Annotated in this window: 13 protein-coding genes; 8 read left to right on the top strand and 5 right to left on the bottom strand. The window is 68.6% G+C overall.

Features of this window, described 5'->3' with window-relative positions:
- Positions 1 to 47: 47 nt before the first annotated feature.
- From OG933_RS22355 to rpmH, 5 genes are read right to left on the bottom strand one after another with little or no spacing between them, the layout of a single operon-like run.
- Positions 48 to 560 carry a R3H domain-containing nucleic acid-binding protein gene (locus OG933_RS22355; RefSeq protein ID WP_020130649.1) on the bottom strand — a complete coding sequence of 171 codons (513 nt, stop codon included), beginning with the start codon at positions 558 to 560 and terminating at the stop codon, positions 48 to 50.
- 15 nt (positions 561 to 575) lie between these two features.
- A complete protein-coding gene (yidC, locus tag OG933_RS22350; protein WP_020130648.1) occupies positions 576 to 1,862 on the bottom strand; it encodes a membrane protein insertase YidC in 1,287 nt (428 codons plus the stop codon).
- 3 nt (positions 1,863 to 1,865) lie between these two features.
- Positions 1,866 to 2,225, bottom strand: a complete 360-nt coding sequence (gene yidD / locus OG933_RS22345; protein ID WP_078615782.1) for a membrane protein insertion efficiency factor YidD — start codon at positions 2,223 to 2,225, stop codon at positions 1,866 to 1,868.
- Positions 2,222 to 2,593 (bottom strand): ribonuclease P protein component, encoded by a 372-nt coding sequence (gene rnpA, locus OG933_RS22340; RefSeq protein WP_078615780.1) that lies wholly within the window; start codon positions 2,591 to 2,593, stop codon positions 2,222 to 2,224. Before rnpA ends, yidD begins: the two co-directional genes overlap by 4 nt.
- A 21-nt stretch (positions 2,594 to 2,614) precedes the next feature.
- Positions 2,615 to 2,752 carry a 50S ribosomal protein L34 gene (gene rpmH, locus OG933_RS22335; protein WP_020130646.1) on the bottom strand — a complete coding sequence of 46 codons (138 nt, stop codon included), beginning with the start codon at positions 2,750 to 2,752 and terminating at the stop codon, positions 2,615 to 2,617.
- 377 nt (positions 2,753 to 3,129) lie between these two features.
- Here rpmH and dnaA point away from each other — a divergent pair, with 377 nt between their 5' ends.
- The 8 genes from dnaA (at position 3,130) to OG933_RS22295 (ending at position 16,211) form a co-directional block, all read left to right on the top strand.
- The gene (gene dnaA, locus OG933_RS22330; protein ID WP_405628608.1) at positions 3,130 to 5,151 is read left to right on the top strand and encodes a chromosomal replication initiator protein DnaA; all 2,022 of its coding nucleotides are present in this window, start codon (positions 3,130 to 3,132) and stop codon (positions 5,149 to 5,151) included.
- 1,242 nt (positions 5,152 to 6,393) lie between these two features.
- Entirely contained in the window at positions 6,394 to 7,524 is a 1,131-nt protein-coding gene (gene dnaN / locus OG933_RS22325; RefSeq protein WP_355703713.1) for a DNA polymerase III subunit beta, read from the top strand.
- Positions 7,525 to 7,725: 201 nt separating this feature from the next.
- Positions 7,726 to 8,601, top strand: coding sequence for a phosphogluconate dehydrogenase (NAD(+)-dependent, decarboxylating) (gnd, locus tag OG933_RS22320; RefSeq protein ID WP_054242112.1), 876 nt, complete (start codon positions 7,726 to 7,728; stop codon positions 8,599 to 8,601).
- Between the two features lie 52 nt (positions 8,602 to 8,653).
- On the top strand, positions 8,654 to 9,775 hold the full coding sequence (gene recF / locus OG933_RS22315; protein WP_020130642.1) for a DNA replication/repair protein RecF: 1,122 nt from the start codon (positions 8,654 to 8,656) through the stop codon (positions 9,773 to 9,775).
- Complete coding sequence (locus OG933_RS22310) at positions 9,772 to 10,305, top strand: DUF721 domain-containing protein (protein ID WP_142265161.1); 534 nt, start codon at positions 9,772 to 9,774, stop codon at positions 10,303 to 10,305. The genes recF and OG933_RS22310 overlap by 4 nt, the downstream gene beginning before the upstream one ends.
- Positions 10,306 to 10,679: 374 nt before the next feature.
- Positions 10,680 to 12,764, top strand: a complete 2,085-nt coding sequence (gene gyrB, locus OG933_RS22305) for a DNA topoisomerase (ATP-hydrolyzing) subunit B (protein ID WP_362524408.1) — start codon at positions 10,680 to 10,682, stop codon at positions 12,762 to 12,764.
- Between the two features lie 42 nt (positions 12,765 to 12,806).
- Entirely contained in the window at positions 12,807 to 15,401 is a 2,595-nt protein-coding gene (gene gyrA, locus OG933_RS22300; protein ID WP_405628604.1) for a DNA gyrase subunit A, read from the top strand.
- Positions 15,402 to 15,419: 18 nt separating this feature from the next.
- Complete coding sequence (locus tag OG933_RS22295; protein WP_362524413.1) at positions 15,420 to 16,211, top strand: DUF3566 domain-containing protein; 792 nt, start codon at positions 15,420 to 15,422, stop codon at positions 16,209 to 16,211.
- Positions 16,212 to 16,317: the final 106 nt, after the last annotated feature.

Below are 16,317 nucleotides of genomic sequence, written 5' to 3'. Positions count from 1 at the left end.
GGCCCCGTCTGCGCAACAGACGGGGCCGGAGACACGTACGTACCGAATCAGTTGGGCAGGACGACGACGAAGCGCTGCGGCTCCTCGCCCTCCGACTCGCTGCGCAGGCCGGCGACCTTGACCGCGTCGTGGACGACCTTGCGCTCGAAGGGCGTCATCGGCTTCAGCTTGACCGGCTCACCGCTGTTCTTCGCGTCGGCCGCGGCCTTGGCACCCAGCTCGGAGAGCTCGGCACGCTTCTGGGCGCGGTAGCCCGCGATGTCCAGCATCAGCCGACTGCGGTCGCCGGTCTCCCGGTGGACGGCCAGGCGCGTGAGTTCCTGGAGCGCCTCCAACACCTCGCCGTCCCGGCCGACCAGCTTGAGCAGGTCACGGGTGCCCGCGTCGCTGATGATCGACACAGAGGCGCGGTCGGCCTCGACGTCCATGTCGATGTCGCCGTCGAGATCGGCGATGTCCAGCAGACCCTCGAGGTAGTCCGCCGCGATCTCGCCCTCTTGCTCCAGGCGGGTCAGGGTGTCTGCACCCTCGGCGGCGGCGGAGGTGGTGCCTTCCGTCACGGGATGGGCTCCTTCTTACTTCTTGGACGGGGACTTGGGGCGCTGCGGGCCGCCCTTGCGCTGCCCGGACTGGGCCTTGCTGCGGCCTCCGCTGCCGGCAGGCTTGGGAGCTGCCTGCTTGGCCGTACCGGCGGCTCCGGAGGGCTTGGCGTCCTCCGGCTCGTCGGACTTGCTCAGGGAGATGGTCTCGTCGGCACCCTTCGCCGCGGCCGTGGACTGGCGCTGCGACTTGGACTGCCGCTTGGGCTGCTGCCGCTTGGCGGCGGCCGCGCTCGTCGGTGTGCCGTCCTCGGCCTGGGCCGCGGCCTGGGACTCGCTCTTGATCACGGTGCCGTCGGCCTGGGCGGCGAAGCCCACCTTGGTCAGACCGTTGATGAACTTGCGCTCGGCGTCGTTGCGCTCGCGGCCCTTGGCCACGATGGCCTTGACGATGGCCCGCTCGCCACGGCTGCGGGTCTTGCCGTGGTGCGTGACGTGCTTGTACAGGCGCTCCAGGTACGCGGCCTGAGCCTTGGAACCCGGGGTCGGGTTGTTGCGGATCACGTACATCTGCTGGCCCATGGTCCACACGTTGGTGGTCAGCCAGTAGACGAGCACACCGACGGGGAAGTTGATGCCGAAGACGGCGAACATGACGGGGAAGACGTACATCAGCATCTTCTGCTGCTGCATGAACGGGGTCTTCACCGAGGTGTCGACGTTCTTCGTCATCAGCTGGCGCTGCGTGAAGAACTGCGACGCCGACATCATGATGATCATGATCGCGGTCACGATGCGAACGTTGGTCAGCGAGGCGTCGAACGACACCAGGTCCGACGCGCTGTCCGTGAACTTCGCGGCCAACGGAGCACCGAAGATGTGCGCCTTCTGCGCGCTCTCCAGAAGGCTGTCGTTGATCACGCCGATGGTGTCGCCGTTGGCGATGCCGTTGAGCACGTGGTACAGGGCGAAGAAGAACGGGGACTGCGCCAGGATGGGAAGGCACGAGGAGAGCGGGTTGGTGCCCGTCTCCTTGTACAGCTTCATCATCTCTTCGGACTGACGCTGTTTGTCGTTCTTGTAGCGCTCCTGGATCTTCTTCATCTCGGGCTGCAGCGTCTGCATCGCCCGCGTCGCCTTGATCTGCTTCACGAAGAGCGGGATCAGGCAGATACGGATCAGAATCACCAGGGACACGATCGACAGGCCCCAGGCCCACCCGGTGTCAGGGCCGAAGATGGCCCCGTACACCTTGTGGAACTGGACGATGACCCAGGAGACAGGTGTCGTGATGAAGCTGAAGAGGCTGGCAATCGTGTCCACTAATCATGCTCCTTGGGCATGGGACGGTGTCTCTGCGGCCGGGCTCGAAGGAGAAGGAAGTCCCTCTTCGGTGGCCGTTTCGGCGGCGGAGGTCCCGCCCCTGCGTGCACGCCAGGCGTCACGCAACATTTCGTGCCACCGCGGGCGCTTGCGCGGCGGAACATGGTCCACGCCACCGAGCGACCACGGATTGCACCGCAGGATCCGCCAGGCGGTAAGTGCCGTTCCCTTGATCGCGCCGTGCCGGTCGATGGCCGTGAAGCCGTAGTGGGAGCACGACGGGTAGTACTTGCACACCGGCCCGAGCAGCGGACTGATCGTCCACTGGTAGAGCTTGATCAGAGCCAGCAGCGGGTACTTCATCGCGCGCCCCCTCCCAGTAGCCGTTGAAGGGCGGCATCCAGGTCTTGGGCCAGCTGTGCGTGGTCGGCGTCGCCCGCCCCGGGCAACGCCCGTACGACTACCAGGCTACCGGGGGGGAACAGGGTGACTCGGTCGCGCATCAGATGACGCAGTCTGCGCTTCACCTTGTTGCGTACGACCGCGCCGCCCACGGCCTTGCTCACGACGAAACCCGCACGCGTCGGGGGAGCGCTCTCCCCAGGCGCGTGCGGGTCCGTGGCACCGCTTCGAAGATGGACCACGAGGGTCGGGCGGCCGGCCCGACGACCTCGTCGTACAGCGGTCGCGAAGTCCTCGCGCCGCCTCAGCCGATGCTCGGTAGGCAGCACGACGTCATGACCTGATCAGGCTCAGGCGGACAGGTTGGTGCGACCCTTGCTGCGGCGGTTCGCGAGAATCGCGCGACCGGCACGGGTGCGCATCCGCAGGCGGAAGCCGTGGGTCTTGGCGCGACGACGGTTGTTCGGCTGGAAGGTGCGCTTGCTCACTCGGGGGCTCCAGAAATCAATCGGTGGTGGCGGGGTGCCGTCCTGGCTGTCACCGTGCGCCCACGAGGTAGCTCGCGGTTAAACGCCCGAGTGCACCGCTTCCCGATCACCTGACGTGATCTGTGCCCATCGGAGGCAGGCGGCAGCAGCCATCGACAACTCGACCTGGTTACGGTACGCGCGGCTGCGCCATTCGGTCAAACCGGCGGTCACGGGGGACACTATCCACAGGCTGGGGACAACAACTTGAACCGTAGCCGTCGCCCTGACTACCGTGGCTGAACTCCGATTCGTTCCTTTGTCCCTGGCCCCACCCGATATGAATCCCGACCGTCCCACAACCACACGTTCGTGGGACCCACGAGAGAGCGTGCCCTGTGGCTGACGTGCCTGCCGATCTTGCCGCAGTGTGGCCACGAGTACTGGAGCAGCTCCTCGGGGAGGGCCGCGGCCAGGGTGTCGAGGTGAAGGACGAACACTGGATCCGGCGCTGCCAGCCGCTGGCGCTGGTCGCCGACACCGCCCTGCTCGCCGTACCGAACGAGTTCGCGAAGGGCGTCCTCGAAGGCCGCCTCGCCCCGATCGTCAGCGAGACGCTGAGCCGCGAGTGCGGGCGGCCGATCCGCATCGCGATCACCGTCGACGACTCCGTCGGCGAACCCCCGGCCCCGCCGGCACCTTCCGCGCAGCAGCAGTCGCGCTACGAGGAGACCGAGCTCCCGGCCGGCCCCTACGACGGTCAGGACGGCCGGTACGAAGGTCAGGGGGACGGCCGGTACGACAACGGCTACGACAAGTCGCACGAGAGCCAGTACGAGGGCTACGGCCGGCACCGCGCCGAGCAGCTGCCCCCGACGCCCGGCGACCAGCTGCCCGGCTCGCGCCCGGACCAGATGCCCACCGCGCGGCCCGCGTACCCGTCGGAGTACCAGCGCCCGGAGCCCGGCGCCTGGCCGCGGCCGCAGCAGGACGAGCACAGCTGGCAGCAGCAGCGGCTCGGCTTCCCGGAGCGCGACCCCTACGCGTCGCCCTCGTCGCAGGACACGTACGGCGGACCCGCGTCCCAGGCCCCGTACGGCGCCCCGCCGCAGCAGGACTCCTACGGCCCGCCGTCGCAGGACTACCGTCCCCAGTCGATGGAGCGACCGCCGTACGACCCCTCGCCGTACCGGCAGAAGCGCTCGGAGTACGAGCAGTCGCGCTCCGACTACGACCAGCGCGACACCGGCCGGCGTGAGCTGTCGGACCCGTCGGCCGGGCCCGGTCACCCGCACCGCGGCGGCCCGGCGGGTCCCGGACAGCCCGGCGCCGGCGGTCCCGGCCAGTCGGTCAAGCAGTCCTCGCCGACGCCCGGCCCCGGTGAGCCGACCGCGCGCCTGAACCCGAAGTACCTCTTCGACACCTTCGTCATCGGCGCCTCCAACCGGTTCGCGCACGCGGCCGCGGTCGCCGTGGCCGAGGCGCCCGCGAAGGCCTACAACCCCCTGTTCATCTACGGGGAGTCGGGCCTCGGCAAGACGCACCTGCTGCATGCCATCGGGCACTACGCGCGGAGCCTCTACCCGGGCACGCGCGTGCGCTACGTGAGCTCCGAGGAGTTCACCAACGAGTTCATCAACTCCATCCGCGACGGCAAGGGCGACAGCTTCCGCAAGCGGTACCGCGAGATGGACATCCTGCTCGTCGACGACATCCAGTTCCTCGCGGACAAGGAGTCGACGCAGGAAGAGTTCTTCCACACCTTCAACACGCTCCACAACGCCAACAAGCAGATCGTGCTGTCCAGCGACCGGCCGCCGAAGCAGCTGGTGACGCTGGAGGACCGGCTGCGGAACCGTTTCGAGTGGGGCCTGATCACCGATGTGCAGCCGCCCGAGCTGGAGACGCGGATCGCGATCCTCCGCAAGAAGGCGGTCCAGGAGCAGCTGAACGCGCCGCCGGAGGTGCTCGAGTTCATCGCGTCCCGGATCTCGCGCAACATCCGCGAGCTGGAGGGCGCGCTGATCCGGGTGACGGCGTTCGCCTCGCTCAACCGGCAGCCGGTGGACCTGGGCCTGACGGAGATCGTCCTGAAGGACCTGATCCCCGGTGGCGAGGACTCCGCCCCCGAGATCACCTCGACGGCCATCATGGGCGCCACCGCCGACTACTTCGGACTGACGGTCGAGGACCTGTGCGGCACCTCGCGCGGGCGCGCGCTGGTGACGGCCCGGCAGATCGCCATGTACCTGTGCCGCGAGCTGACGGACCTTTCGCTGCCGAAGATCGGCGCGCTGTTCGGCGGCCGTGACCACACGACGGTCATGCACGCGGACCGCAAGATCCGCAATCTGATGGCCGAGCGGCGCTCCATCTACAACCAGGTGACCGAGCTGACCAACCGCATCAAGAACGGCTGACGACACCGCAGAACGCCTCACAGACGTCGCTGAGGGCGCCCCCGGAGGGAGATCCGGGGGCGCCCTCCGTCATTCCTGGGCCCGGCGCGGGGCGGGGCGGGGCGGCTGCCCGGCGCGGGGCGGCCCGGCAGCGAGGCGGACGCGAGGCGACAGCGGCCGAACCCGAGCTTGATCCAGAGCCCGCTGTCGGGCTTGGCCCGGCGACCGCTCCAGGGCTTGACGCGGGGGCCCGGCGCGCGGGGGCAGCCGCAGGGCCCGGCGCGGGGCGGCCGCGGGGCCGATCCGGGGCCGATTCCGGGCTGTCCCGAGGCCGATCCCGAGCCGATCCGAGGCCGATCCCGAGCCGATTCCGAGCCGGCCCCGAGCCGATCCGAGGCCGATCCGAGGCCGGTCCCGAGCCGAAACGGCACCGAACGCGGGCCGGACCTCGCCCGCCAACGGTCGTCCACCGCTCACCCGTTGTTCGATTAACGGCCGGGTTACGGCCACTCTCCACAGATTCGGTGACTTTTTCCCGTCCACACCCTGGGGACTGGGAAGTTGTCCAGACTGTGTCCACAGGCGCCGCCGGTGCGGGACCATCGGACCAGGTCACCTGGCTGTGGATTCGTGGACGAAGGATCTCCACAGGCTGTGGACAAAGAAATGATCCACAGGCTGTGCACGGAGTTGTCCACCGACAACCCACAGGCTGAGGGCCGTTGTCCCCAGCGATCTCGGGCTTCTCCACATGTCTGTCCACTGTTCGGCAACACGACGCGCCTCCTCACCGGGGCGAGTGAAAGGCGTCACACGAAGGTGCCGGGTTGCCCTGTGGGAAAGGTGGGTAAACCTGGGGACGCCGCTGGGGAGAACTCGCCTCAGCCTGTGCACGGCGTGTGCAGAACTTTCTGTTCTCCACAGAAGGCCCCGGTTGTCCACCGCCTCCGCCCACAGGCCCGGTGGATAAAATTCCGCCTCTGAGCTGCGAAAACAGGGTTATCCACCGTTTCCACAGCCCCTACTACTACTCCCAACTAGAGAGAGCGAGAAATCCGTTTAGAAGGGGGTCCTGTGCACAACTCGCTCCTCGGTGCCCGGCTGCCCCTCGTCACGACTTGACCCCGAGGGGCACCGACTGTCAGTGCGGTGCGTCAGACTGGTCCCCGTTGGTCCTGCCCCTCGCCGGGGCCGACCACACCGAGACAGACGACGAAGGCCAGGCAGGGCGAGAAGCGCCGGCAACAGCAGGAGGCGGCAAGAGTGAAGATCCGGGTGGAACGCGACGTACTCGCGGAGGCCGTGGCCTGGGCGGCACGAAGCCTCCCGGCCCGTCCGCCGGCGCCTGTCCTCGCCGGCCTGCTGCTGAAGGCGGAGAACGGCCAGCTGAGCCTGTCCAGCTTCGACTACGAGGTCTCCGCGCGGGTCTCCGTGGACACCGAGGTCGAGGAGGAGGGCACGGTCCTCGTCTCCGGCCGTCTGCTCGCGGACATCTGCCGCGCCCTGCCCAACCGTCCGGTGGAGATCTCCACAGACGGTGTACGGGCGACGGTGGTCTGCGGTTCCTCGCGCTTCACCCTCCACACACTGCCTGTGGAGGAGTACCCGTCCCTGCCGCAGATGCCGAACGCGACGGGCACGGTCCCCGGCGAGGTCTTCGCCTCCGCGGCCGCTCAGGTGGCCATCGCCGCCGGCCGTGACGACACGCTGCCGGTCCTCACCGGTGTGCGCATCGAGATCGAGGGCGACACGGTCACGCTGGCCTCCACCGACCGCTACCGCTTCGCGGTCCGCGAGTTCCTGTGGAAGCCGGAGAACCCGGAGGCCTCCGCGGTCGCCCTGGTGCCCGCCAAGACGCTCCTGGACACCGCCAAGGCGCTCACGAGCGGCGACAGCGTCATCCTGGCGCTCTCCGGATCCGGCGCGGGCGAGGGCCTGATCGGTTTCGAGGGCGCGGGACGGCGTACGACGACCCGCCTCCTGGAGGGCGACCTCCCGAAGTACCGCACGCTGTTCCCGACCGAGTTCAACTCCGTCGCCGTGATCGAGACCGCCCCCTTCGTGGAGGCCGTCAAGCGTGTGGCCCTGGTCGCCGAGCGCAACACCCCGGTGCGGCTCAGCTTCGAGCAGGGCGTGCTCATCCTGGAGGCCGGCTCCAGTGACGACGCACAGGCTGTGGAGCGGGTCGACGCCCAGCTCGAGGGCGACGACATCTCGATCGCCTTCAACCCGACCTTCCTGCTGGACGGCCTGAGCGCGATCGACTCCCCGGTCGCCCAGCTGTCCTTCACGACGTCCACGAAGCCCGCGCTGCTCAGCGGCAAGCCGGCGCTGGACGCGGAGGCGGACGAGGCCTACAAGTACCTGATCATGCCGGTGCGTCTCAGCGGCTGACGCTCGTGCCGTGATCCGACCGGTCGTCCACAGGCGGTGGACGACCGGGGCGGTCCCTGGGGAGAAGCCACCGGTGAATCCCCAGGTGGGGTCGTACGTCTGAGCGCGTATGCCCACAGGTGTGCGTGACCGTCCGGGTTTAGGCTCGGACATGGGTACGAAGGTGCCCCACACGCCACACAGCGACTTAAGGAACAACTGATGGAGCTCGGTCTCGTCGGCCTCGGCAAGATGGGCGGCAACATGCGCGAGCGGATCCGCCGCGCCGGCCACACCGTCGTCGGATACGACCGCAACCCGGACCTCGCCGATGTCCACAGCCTCGAAGAGCTTGTGGGCAAGCTCGAGGGCCCGCGCGTGGTCTGGGTGATGGTCCCGGCAGGCGCCGCCACCCAGTCGACCGTCGACGAGCTCGCCGAGCTGCTGGAGCCGGGCGACGTCGTCGTGGACGGCGGCAACTCCCGCTGGACGGACGACGAGAAGCACGCCGGGGAACTGGCCGCCAAGGGCATCGGCTTCGTCGACTGCGGCGTCTCCGGCGGTGTCTGGGGCCTGGAGAACGGCTACGCGCTGATGTACGGCGGCGACGCCGAGCACGTGGCCAAGGTGCAGCCCGTCTTCGACGCGCTCAAGCCCGAGGGCGACTTCGGCGCGGTGCACGCCGGCAAGGTCGGCGCCGGCCACTTCGCGAAGATGGTCCACAACGGCATCGAGTACGCCATGATGCAGGCCTACGCCGAGGGCTGGGAGCTGCTGGAGAAGGTCGACTCGGTCACCGACGTGCGCGAGGTCTTCCGCTCCTGGCAGGAGGGCACGGTCATCCGGTCCTGGCTGCTCGACCTGGCCGTCAACGCCCTGGACGAGGACGAGCACCTCGACAGGCTGCGTGGCTTCGCGCAGGACTCCGGCGAGGGCCGCTGGACGGTCGAGGCCGCGATCGACAACGCCGTGCCGCTGCCGGCCATCACGGCCTCGCTGTTCGCGCGGTTCGCCTCCCGCCAGGAGGACTCGCCGCAGATGAAGATGATCGCGGCGCTGCGCAACCAGTTCGGCGGCCACGCGGTCGAGAAGAAGTAGTCCACAGGGTCGCTCCGCGATCCACAACCCTGGGGGAGGTCGGCGAACGACCATGCACGTCACGCATCTGTCGCTGGCCGACTTCCGCTCGTACGCCCGGGTCGAGGTTCCGCTCGACCCGGGCGTCACCTCGTTCGTGGGCCCCAACGGGCAGGGCAAGACGAACCTCGTCGAGGCCGTCGGCTACCTCGCCACCCTCGGCAGCCACCGGGTCGCCTCGGACGCGCCCCTGGTGCGCATGGGCGCCGACCGCGCGATCATCCGGGCGCAGATCAGGCAGGGCGAGCGGCAGCAGCTGGTCGAGCTGGAGCTGAACCCGGGCAAGGCCAACCGTGCCCGCATCAACCGGTCCTCGCAGGTCAGACCCCGTGATGTGCTGGGCATCGTACGGACCGTGCTGTTCGCGCCCGAGGATCTGGCGCTGATCAAGGGCGATCCCGGTGAACGGCGCCGTTTCCTCGACGAGCTGATCACCGCGCGCTCCCCGCGGATGGCGGGCGTGCGCTCGGACTACGAGCGGGTCCTCAAGCAGCGCAACACGCTCCTCAAGTCGGCCGCGCTCGCGCGACGGCACGGCGGCCGCTCCATGGACCTGTCGACCCTCGACGTGTGGGACCAGCACCTCGCGCGCGTGGGCGCCGAGTTGCTCGCCCAGCGCCTCGACCTGGTCGCCGCGATCCAGCCGCTCGCCGACAAGGCGTACGAGCAGCTGGCGCCCGGCGGCGGTCCGGTGGCCCTGGAGTACAAGCCGTCCGCGCCCGGTGAGGCACACACGCGTGAGGACCTCTACGGGCAGCTGATGGCCGCGCTCGCGGACGTCCGCAAGCAGGAGATCGAGCGGGGCGTGACCCTGGTGGGCCCGCATCGGGACGACGTGATCCTCAAGCTCGGCCAGCTGCCCGCCAAGGGGTACGCCTCCCACGGCGAGTCCTGGTCGTACGCGCTGGCGCTGCGGCTGGCCTCGTACGACCTGCTGCGGGCCGAGGGCAATGAGCCGGTGCTGGTTCTGGACGACGTCTTCGCCGAGCTGGACGCCCGTCGGCGGGAACGGCTGGCCGAGCTGGTGGCGCCCGGTGAGCAGGTGCTGGTGACGGCGGCGGTCGACGACGACGTGCCGCATGTGCTCGCGGGGGCCAGGTACGCCGTGGCCGAGGGGACGGTGGAGCGCGTATGACCGCCGACGAGCCCCCGAAGCGGGCCCCCGAGCCGTCCGGCGTCGACCTCGCGCGGGTGGCGCTCAGGGCGGCCCGCGAGCAGGCACGCGCGCGTGGGGACGCGGCTCAGCAGAAGAAGCAGGCACGGCGCGGCGGCGGCCTGCGCTCCGGCGCGCGCGCGGACGGCCGCGATCCCATGGCGCTGGGCGCGGCGATCAACCGGCTGCTCAACGAGCGCGGGTGGGAGGCGCCGGCGGCGGTGGGCGGTGTGATGGGCCGGTGGCCGCAGATCGTCGGCGAGGACGTGGCCAAGCACTGCGTGCCGGAGAAGTACGACGAGGACGAGCGGGCGCTGATCGTGCGCTGTGACTCCACGGCCTGGGCGACGAACCTGCGGCTGCTCGCGCCGACTCTGGTCGCGCGCCTCAACGAGGATCTGGGCCACGGGACGGTGCGGCAGATCAAGGTGCTCGGTCCCAACGGCCCCGCACGCCGCTACGGCCCCCTCAGGGCCCCTGGGAGCACCGGTCCCGGCGATACCTACGGGTGACGTGCGTCACGCTTTTCAAGGCCGGGAGGGTCCTGCGGGAACCGCCCGGCCTTTGTCGCGTGTGCCTGCGTGCGGGTGCGAATCCGGACGTGACTCCCAAGTAGCCAAGGGTTGACACCCGGAAGCGCTGAGTGCCTCCGTGAGCCTCTTGGAGCCCCCTTCCGTATATCGGGACCCGGAAGAGACCGGTTGAGGGCGGCACATGCGGACTCAGGTACCGGCAAACCCCCATCAGTGTCAGTGCTACCGGTAGACTGGAAGCCAATCCCGCCCCGAACGTGGGGACCGCCCGGGAGAACCTGAGCAACGCTGATCAAGGCTTACCAACGCAACATGCCGCAGCCGCTCCGGCAACCTGCCGACGAGCCTGGCTGGTGCTGTGCCAGAAAGGGCGCTTCGTGGCCGATTCCGGCAACCCCAACGAGAACATCCCGTCCACCGACGCCGGCGCGAGCGGCGGGGCAGCCGCCTCGACCAGCGAGGTCACCGCCTCGTACGACGCCAGCGCCATTACCGTCCTCGAGGGTCTGGACGCGGTCCGTAAGCGACCCGGTATGTACATCGGCTCGACCGGCGAGCGCGGTCTGCACCACCTCGTGTACGAGGTCGTCGACAACTCGGTCGACGAGGCGCTGGCCGGCCACGCGGACACCATCGACGTGACGATCCTGGCCGACGGCGGTGTCCGGGTCATCGACAACGGCCGCGGTATCCCGGTGGGCATCGTCGCGTCCGAGGGCAAGCCCGCCCTCGAGGTCGTGCTGACCGTGCTGCACGCGGGCGGCAAGTTCGGCGGCGGCGGCTACGCGGTCTCCGGTGGTCTGCACGGCGTCGGCGTATCGGTCGTGAACGCCCTGTCGAGCAAGGTCGCGGTCGAGGTCAGGACCGACGGCCACCGCCACACGCAGGACTACAAGATGGGCGTCCCGACGGCCCCGCTCGTCAAGCACGAGGCCACGGACGAGACGGGCACCTCGGTCACCTTCTGGGCCGACGCCGACATCTTCGAGACCACGGAGTACTCCTTCGAGACGCTCTCGCGGCGTTTCCAGGAGATGGCGTTCCTCAACAAGGGTCTGACCATCAAGCTCACCGACGAGCGCGAGTCGGCGAAGGCCACCGCCGGTGCGGACGAGGCGGGTGCGGACGAGAAGGACGAGGTCAAGACCGTCACGTACCACTACGAGGGCGGCATCGTCGACTTCGTGAAGTACCTCAACTCCCGCAAGGGCGACGTGGTGCACCCGACGGTGATCGACCTCGAGGCGGAGGACAAGGAGAAGAGCCTCTCCCTCGAAGTCGCCATGCAGTGGAACAGCGGTTACAGCGAGGGCGTGTACTCCTTCGCCAACATCATCCACACGCATGAGGGCGGCACCCACGAGGAGGGCTTCCGCTCGGCGCTGACGAACCTGGTCAACAAGTACGCGCGGGACAAGAAGCTGCTGCGCGAGAAGGACGACAACCTCACGGGTGACGACATCCGCGAGGGTCTGACGGCGATCATCTCGGTCAAGCTGAGCGAGCCCCAGTTCGAGGGCCAGACGAAGACCAAGCTGGGCAACACGGAGGCGAAGACCTTCGTCCAGAAGGCGGTCTACGAGCACCTCAACGACTGGCTGGACCGCAACCCGGTGGAGGCGGCGGACATCGTCCGCAAGGGCATCCAGGCGGCCACCGCGCGCGTGGCGGCGCGCAAGGCCCGCGACCTGACCCGCCGCAAGGGTCTGCTGGAGTCGGCGTCCCTGCCGGGCAAGCTCTCCGACTGCCAGTCGAACGACCCCATCAAGTGCGAGATCTTCATCGTCGAGGGTGACTCCGCCGGCGGTTCGGCCAAGTCCGGCCGCAACCCGCAGTACCAGGCGATCCTCCCGATCCGGGGCAAGATCCTCAACGTCGAGAAGGCGCGGATCGACAAGATCCTCCAGAACCAGGAGATCCAGGCGCTGATCTCCGCCTTCGGCACCGGTGTGCACGAGGACTTCGACATCTCCAAGCTCCGCTATCACAAGATCATCCTGATGGCGGACGCCGACGTCGACGGCCAGCACATCAACACCCTGCTGCTGACCTTCCTGTTCCGCTTCATGCGGCCGCTGGTCGAGGCCGGGCACGTGTTCCTCTCCCGCCCCCCGCTGTACAAGATCAAGTGGGGCCGGGAGGACATCGAGTACGCGTACTCCGACCGGGAGCGCGACGCGCTGCTCGAGATGGGCCGCCAGCGCGGCAAGCGCGTGCGCGAGGACTCGATCCAGCGCTTCAAGGGCCTCGGTGAGATGAACGCCGAGGAGCTGCGCATCACGACCATGGACCAGGAGCACCGCGTCCTCGGCCAGGTCACCCTCGACGACGCCGCCCAGGCCGACGACCTGTTCTCGGTCCTGATGGGCGAGGACGTCGAAGCGCGTCGCGCGTTCATCCAGCGCAACGCCAAGGACGTCCGGTTCCTCGACATCTGAGTCGGTCTCAGCTGACCGCACCAGAAAGGATTCTCACCAGCAATGACCGACGAGAACACTCCCGTCACCCCTGAAGAGGGCGGCGACGTCGTGATGCGCATCGAGCCCGTCGGGCTCGAGACGGAAATGCAGCGCTCGTACCTCGACTACGCGATGTCCGTCATCGTCTCCCGCGCGCTGCCGGACGTCCGGGACGGCCTCAAGCCCGTCCACCGCCGCGTCCTGTACGCCATGTACGACGGCGGCTACCGGCCCGAGAAGGGCTTCTACAAGTGCGCCCGCGTCGTCGGCGACGTCATGGGCAACTACCACCCGCACGGCGACTCCTCGATCTACGACGCGCTGGTGCGCCTCGCGCAGCCGTGGTCGATGCGGATGCCGCTGGTGGACTCCAACGGCAACTTCGGCTCTCCCGGCAACGACCCGGCGGCCGCCATGCGGTACACCGAGTGCAAGATGATGCCGCTGTCCATGGAGATGGTCCGCGACATCGACGAGGAGACCGTCGACTTCACGGACAACTACGACGGCCGCTCCCAGGAGCCGACCGTCCTGCCGGCCCGTTTCCCGAACCTGCTGATCAACGGTTCGGCCGGTATCGCGGTCGGCATGGCGACCAACATCCCGCCGCACAACCTGCGCGAGGTCGCGTCCGGCGCCCAGTGGTACCTGGAGAACCCGGAGGCCTCGCACGAGGAGCTCCTCGACGCCCTCATCGAGCGCATCAAGGGCCCCGACTTCCCGACCGGCGCGCTCGTCGTCGGCCGCAAGGGCATCGAGGAGGCGTACCGCACGGGCCGTGGCTCCATCACGATGCGCGCGGTCGTCGAGGTCGAGGAGATCCAGAACCGCCAGTGCCTGGTGGTCACGGAGCTGCCGTACCAGACCAACCCCGACAACCTCGCGCAGAAGATCGCCGACCTGGTGAAGGACGGCAAGGTCGGCGGCATCGCGGACGTCCGTGACGAGACGTCGTCCCGTACGGGCCAGCGCCTGGTCATCGTCCTGAAGCGGGACGCGGTCGCCAAGGTCGTCCTCAACAACCTGTACAAGCACACGGACCTCCAGTCGAACTTCGGCGCCAACATGCTGGCCCTGGTCGACGGTGTGCCGCGCACGCTCTCGCTGGACGCGTTCATCCGCCACTGGGTGGCGCACCAGATCGAGGTCATCGTCCGCCGTACGCGCTTCCGGCTGCGCAAGGCGGAGGAGCGGGCGCACATCCTGCGCGGCCTGCTGAAGGCCCTGGACGCCATCGACGAGGTCATCGCGCTGATCCGGCGCAGCGACACCGTCGACATCGCGCGCACGGGCCTGATGGCGCTGCTGGAGATCGACGAGATCCAGGCCAACGCCATCCTCGAGATGCAGCTGCGCCGACTGGCCGCCCTGGAGCGCCAGAAGATCATCCAGGAGCACGACGAACTCCAGGCGAAGATCACCGAGTACAACGCGATCCTGGCCTCGCCGGTCCGCCAGCGCGGCATCGTGAGCGAGGAACTGGCCGCGATCGTCGAGAAGTACGGCGACGACCGCAAGACGATGCTGGTGCCCTACGACGGTGACATGTCCATCGAGGACCTGATCGCCGAGGAGGACATCGTCGTCACCATCTCGCGCGGTGGCTACGTCAAGCGCACGAAGACGGACGACTATCGCTCCCAGAAGCGCGGCGGCAAGGGCGTGCGCGGGGCGAAGCTCAAGGAAGACGACATCGTCGACCACTTCTTCGTCTCCACCACGCACCACTGGCTGCTGTTCTTCACCAACAAGGGCCGGGTGTACCGGGCGAAGGCGTACGAGCTGCCCGACGCCGGTCGTGACGCGCGGGGACAGCACGTCGCGAACCTGCTGGCCTTCCAGCCGGACGAGGCGATCGCCGAGATCCTCGCGATCCGCGACTACGAGGCGGCGCCCTACCTGGTCCTGGCCACCAAGGGCGGTCTGGTCAAGAAGACGCCTCTGAAGGATTACGATTCGCCGCGTGCCGGTGGTGTCATCGCGATCAACCTCCGTGAGACGGAGGACGGTTCCGACGACGAACTGATCGGAGCCGAACTCGTCTCGGCCGACGACGATCTGCTTCTGATCAGCAAGAAGGCGCAATCGATCCGGTTCACCGCCACGGACGAATCCCTGCGGCCCATGGGCCGTGCCACCTCGGGTGTCAAGGGCATGAGCTTCCGTGAGGGAGACCAGCTGCTCTCGATGAATGTTGTTCGACCCGGTACGTTCGTGTTCACTGCCACAGACGGTGGGTACGCGAAGCGGACCGCCGTCGACGAGTACCGCGTCCAGGGTCGCGGCGGCCTGGGTATCAAGGCTGCCAAGATCGTCGAGGACCGTGGTTCGCTCGTCGGCGCGCTGGTGGTCGAGGAGACCGACGAGATCCTCGCCATCACGCTGTCCGGCGGTGTGATTCGTACGCGAGTCAATGAGGTCAGGGAGACGGGCCGTGACACCATGGGCGTCCAACTGATCAACCTGGGCAAGCGCGATGCCGTCGTCGGTATCGCACGTAACGCCGAGGCGGGGCGCGAGGCGGAGGAGGTCGACGGCGAGGTCGCCGTGGACGACACCGTCGAGGCAGCCACGACCGCCGGCACGGACGAGGGTGAGTCGCCCTCGTCCGAGTAGCACGAGGAGAGAGTCATCGTGAGCGGAGCCACGGGCGCCGGTACGTCTGCCGGTACGGGAAAGAACGGCGGCGGCCGTGGCTCCGCCGCGCCGGCGGGGGACGCGCGTACGACCGACGCGCGGGGCGCGGGGGGTGCCGAGGGGCGTGCGGCGGACACCCACACGACCCAGTTGAAGGCCATCAAGCCCCCTGCGGCCGACTCGCCCTCACCCTCGACCGACACGCAAGGATCGAAGGGATCCCAGGGGGGAACCGTGACGGACACCAGAGGCACGCAGGCCAAGCAGGAGGCATCGCCGCTTCCCGGTGACCGGCAGCCGCCGCAGCAGCCCGCCGGGCCCTACCACCCGCCGCAGGCCTACCCGACCCAGGCGCCCGAGGCGCCGGCCGCGACCGGCGCCGTACGGCGTCCGCGGACCGGCGCCCGCACCACGCCCCGGGTGCGCAAGGCGCGGCTGCGGGTGTCGAAGGCCGACCCCTGGTCGGTGATGAAGGTCAGCTTCCTGCTCTCCATCGCCCTGGGCATCTGCACGATCGTCGCGGCCGCCGTCCTGTGGATGGTCATGGACGCGATGGGGGTCTTCTCGACGGTCGGCAGCACGGTCTCGGAGGCGACCGGCTCGAACGAGTCGAACGGCTTCGACCTGCAGTCGTTCCTGTCGCTGTCCCACGTCCTGATGTTCACGTCGATCATCGCGGTCATCGACGTCGTCCTCGCGACGGCGCTCGCGACGCTCGGCGCGTTCATCTACAACCTGTCCGCGGGCTTCGTCGGCGGCGTCGAGCTGACGCTGGCCGAGGACGAGTGACCTCTGCCGTCGTAGCGGTTTCAAACCCTGCTGGGCGGCCCGCGACTATCGATTTTGGGACTGCCCACGTCGTGCGCTAATCTTCAGGAGTCAGCGCGCGGGACAC

This window comes from Streptomyces sp. NBC_00016 (assembly GCF_045040885.1).
Lineage (GTDB): Bacteria > Actinomycetota > Actinomycetes > Streptomycetales > Streptomycetaceae > Streptomyces > Streptomyces coriariae.
The sequence above is the reverse complement of the archived record's forward strand: the minus strand, read 5'-3'. Positions and strand labels throughout refer to the sequence as shown.

Coding starts and splice junctions, on each gene's coding strand:
- yidD (WP_078615782.1), bottom strand. CDS start 2,225: ATGAAGTACCCGCTGCTGGCTCTGATCAAGCTCTACCAGTGGACGATC.
- gnd (WP_054242112.1), top strand. CDS start 7,726: ATGGAGCTCGGTCTCGTCGGCCTCGGCAAGATGGGCGGCAACATGCGC.
- recF (WP_020130642.1), top strand. CDS start 8,654: ATGCACGTCACGCATCTGTCGCTGGCCGACTTCCGCTCGTACGCCCGG.
- OG933_RS22310 (WP_142265161.1), top strand. CDS start 9,772: ATGACCGCCGACGAGCCCCCGAAGCGGGCCCCCGAGCCGTCCGGCGTC.
- gyrA (WP_405628604.1), top strand. CDS start 12,807: ATGACCGACGAGAACACTCCCGTCACCCCTGAAGAGGGCGGCGACGTC.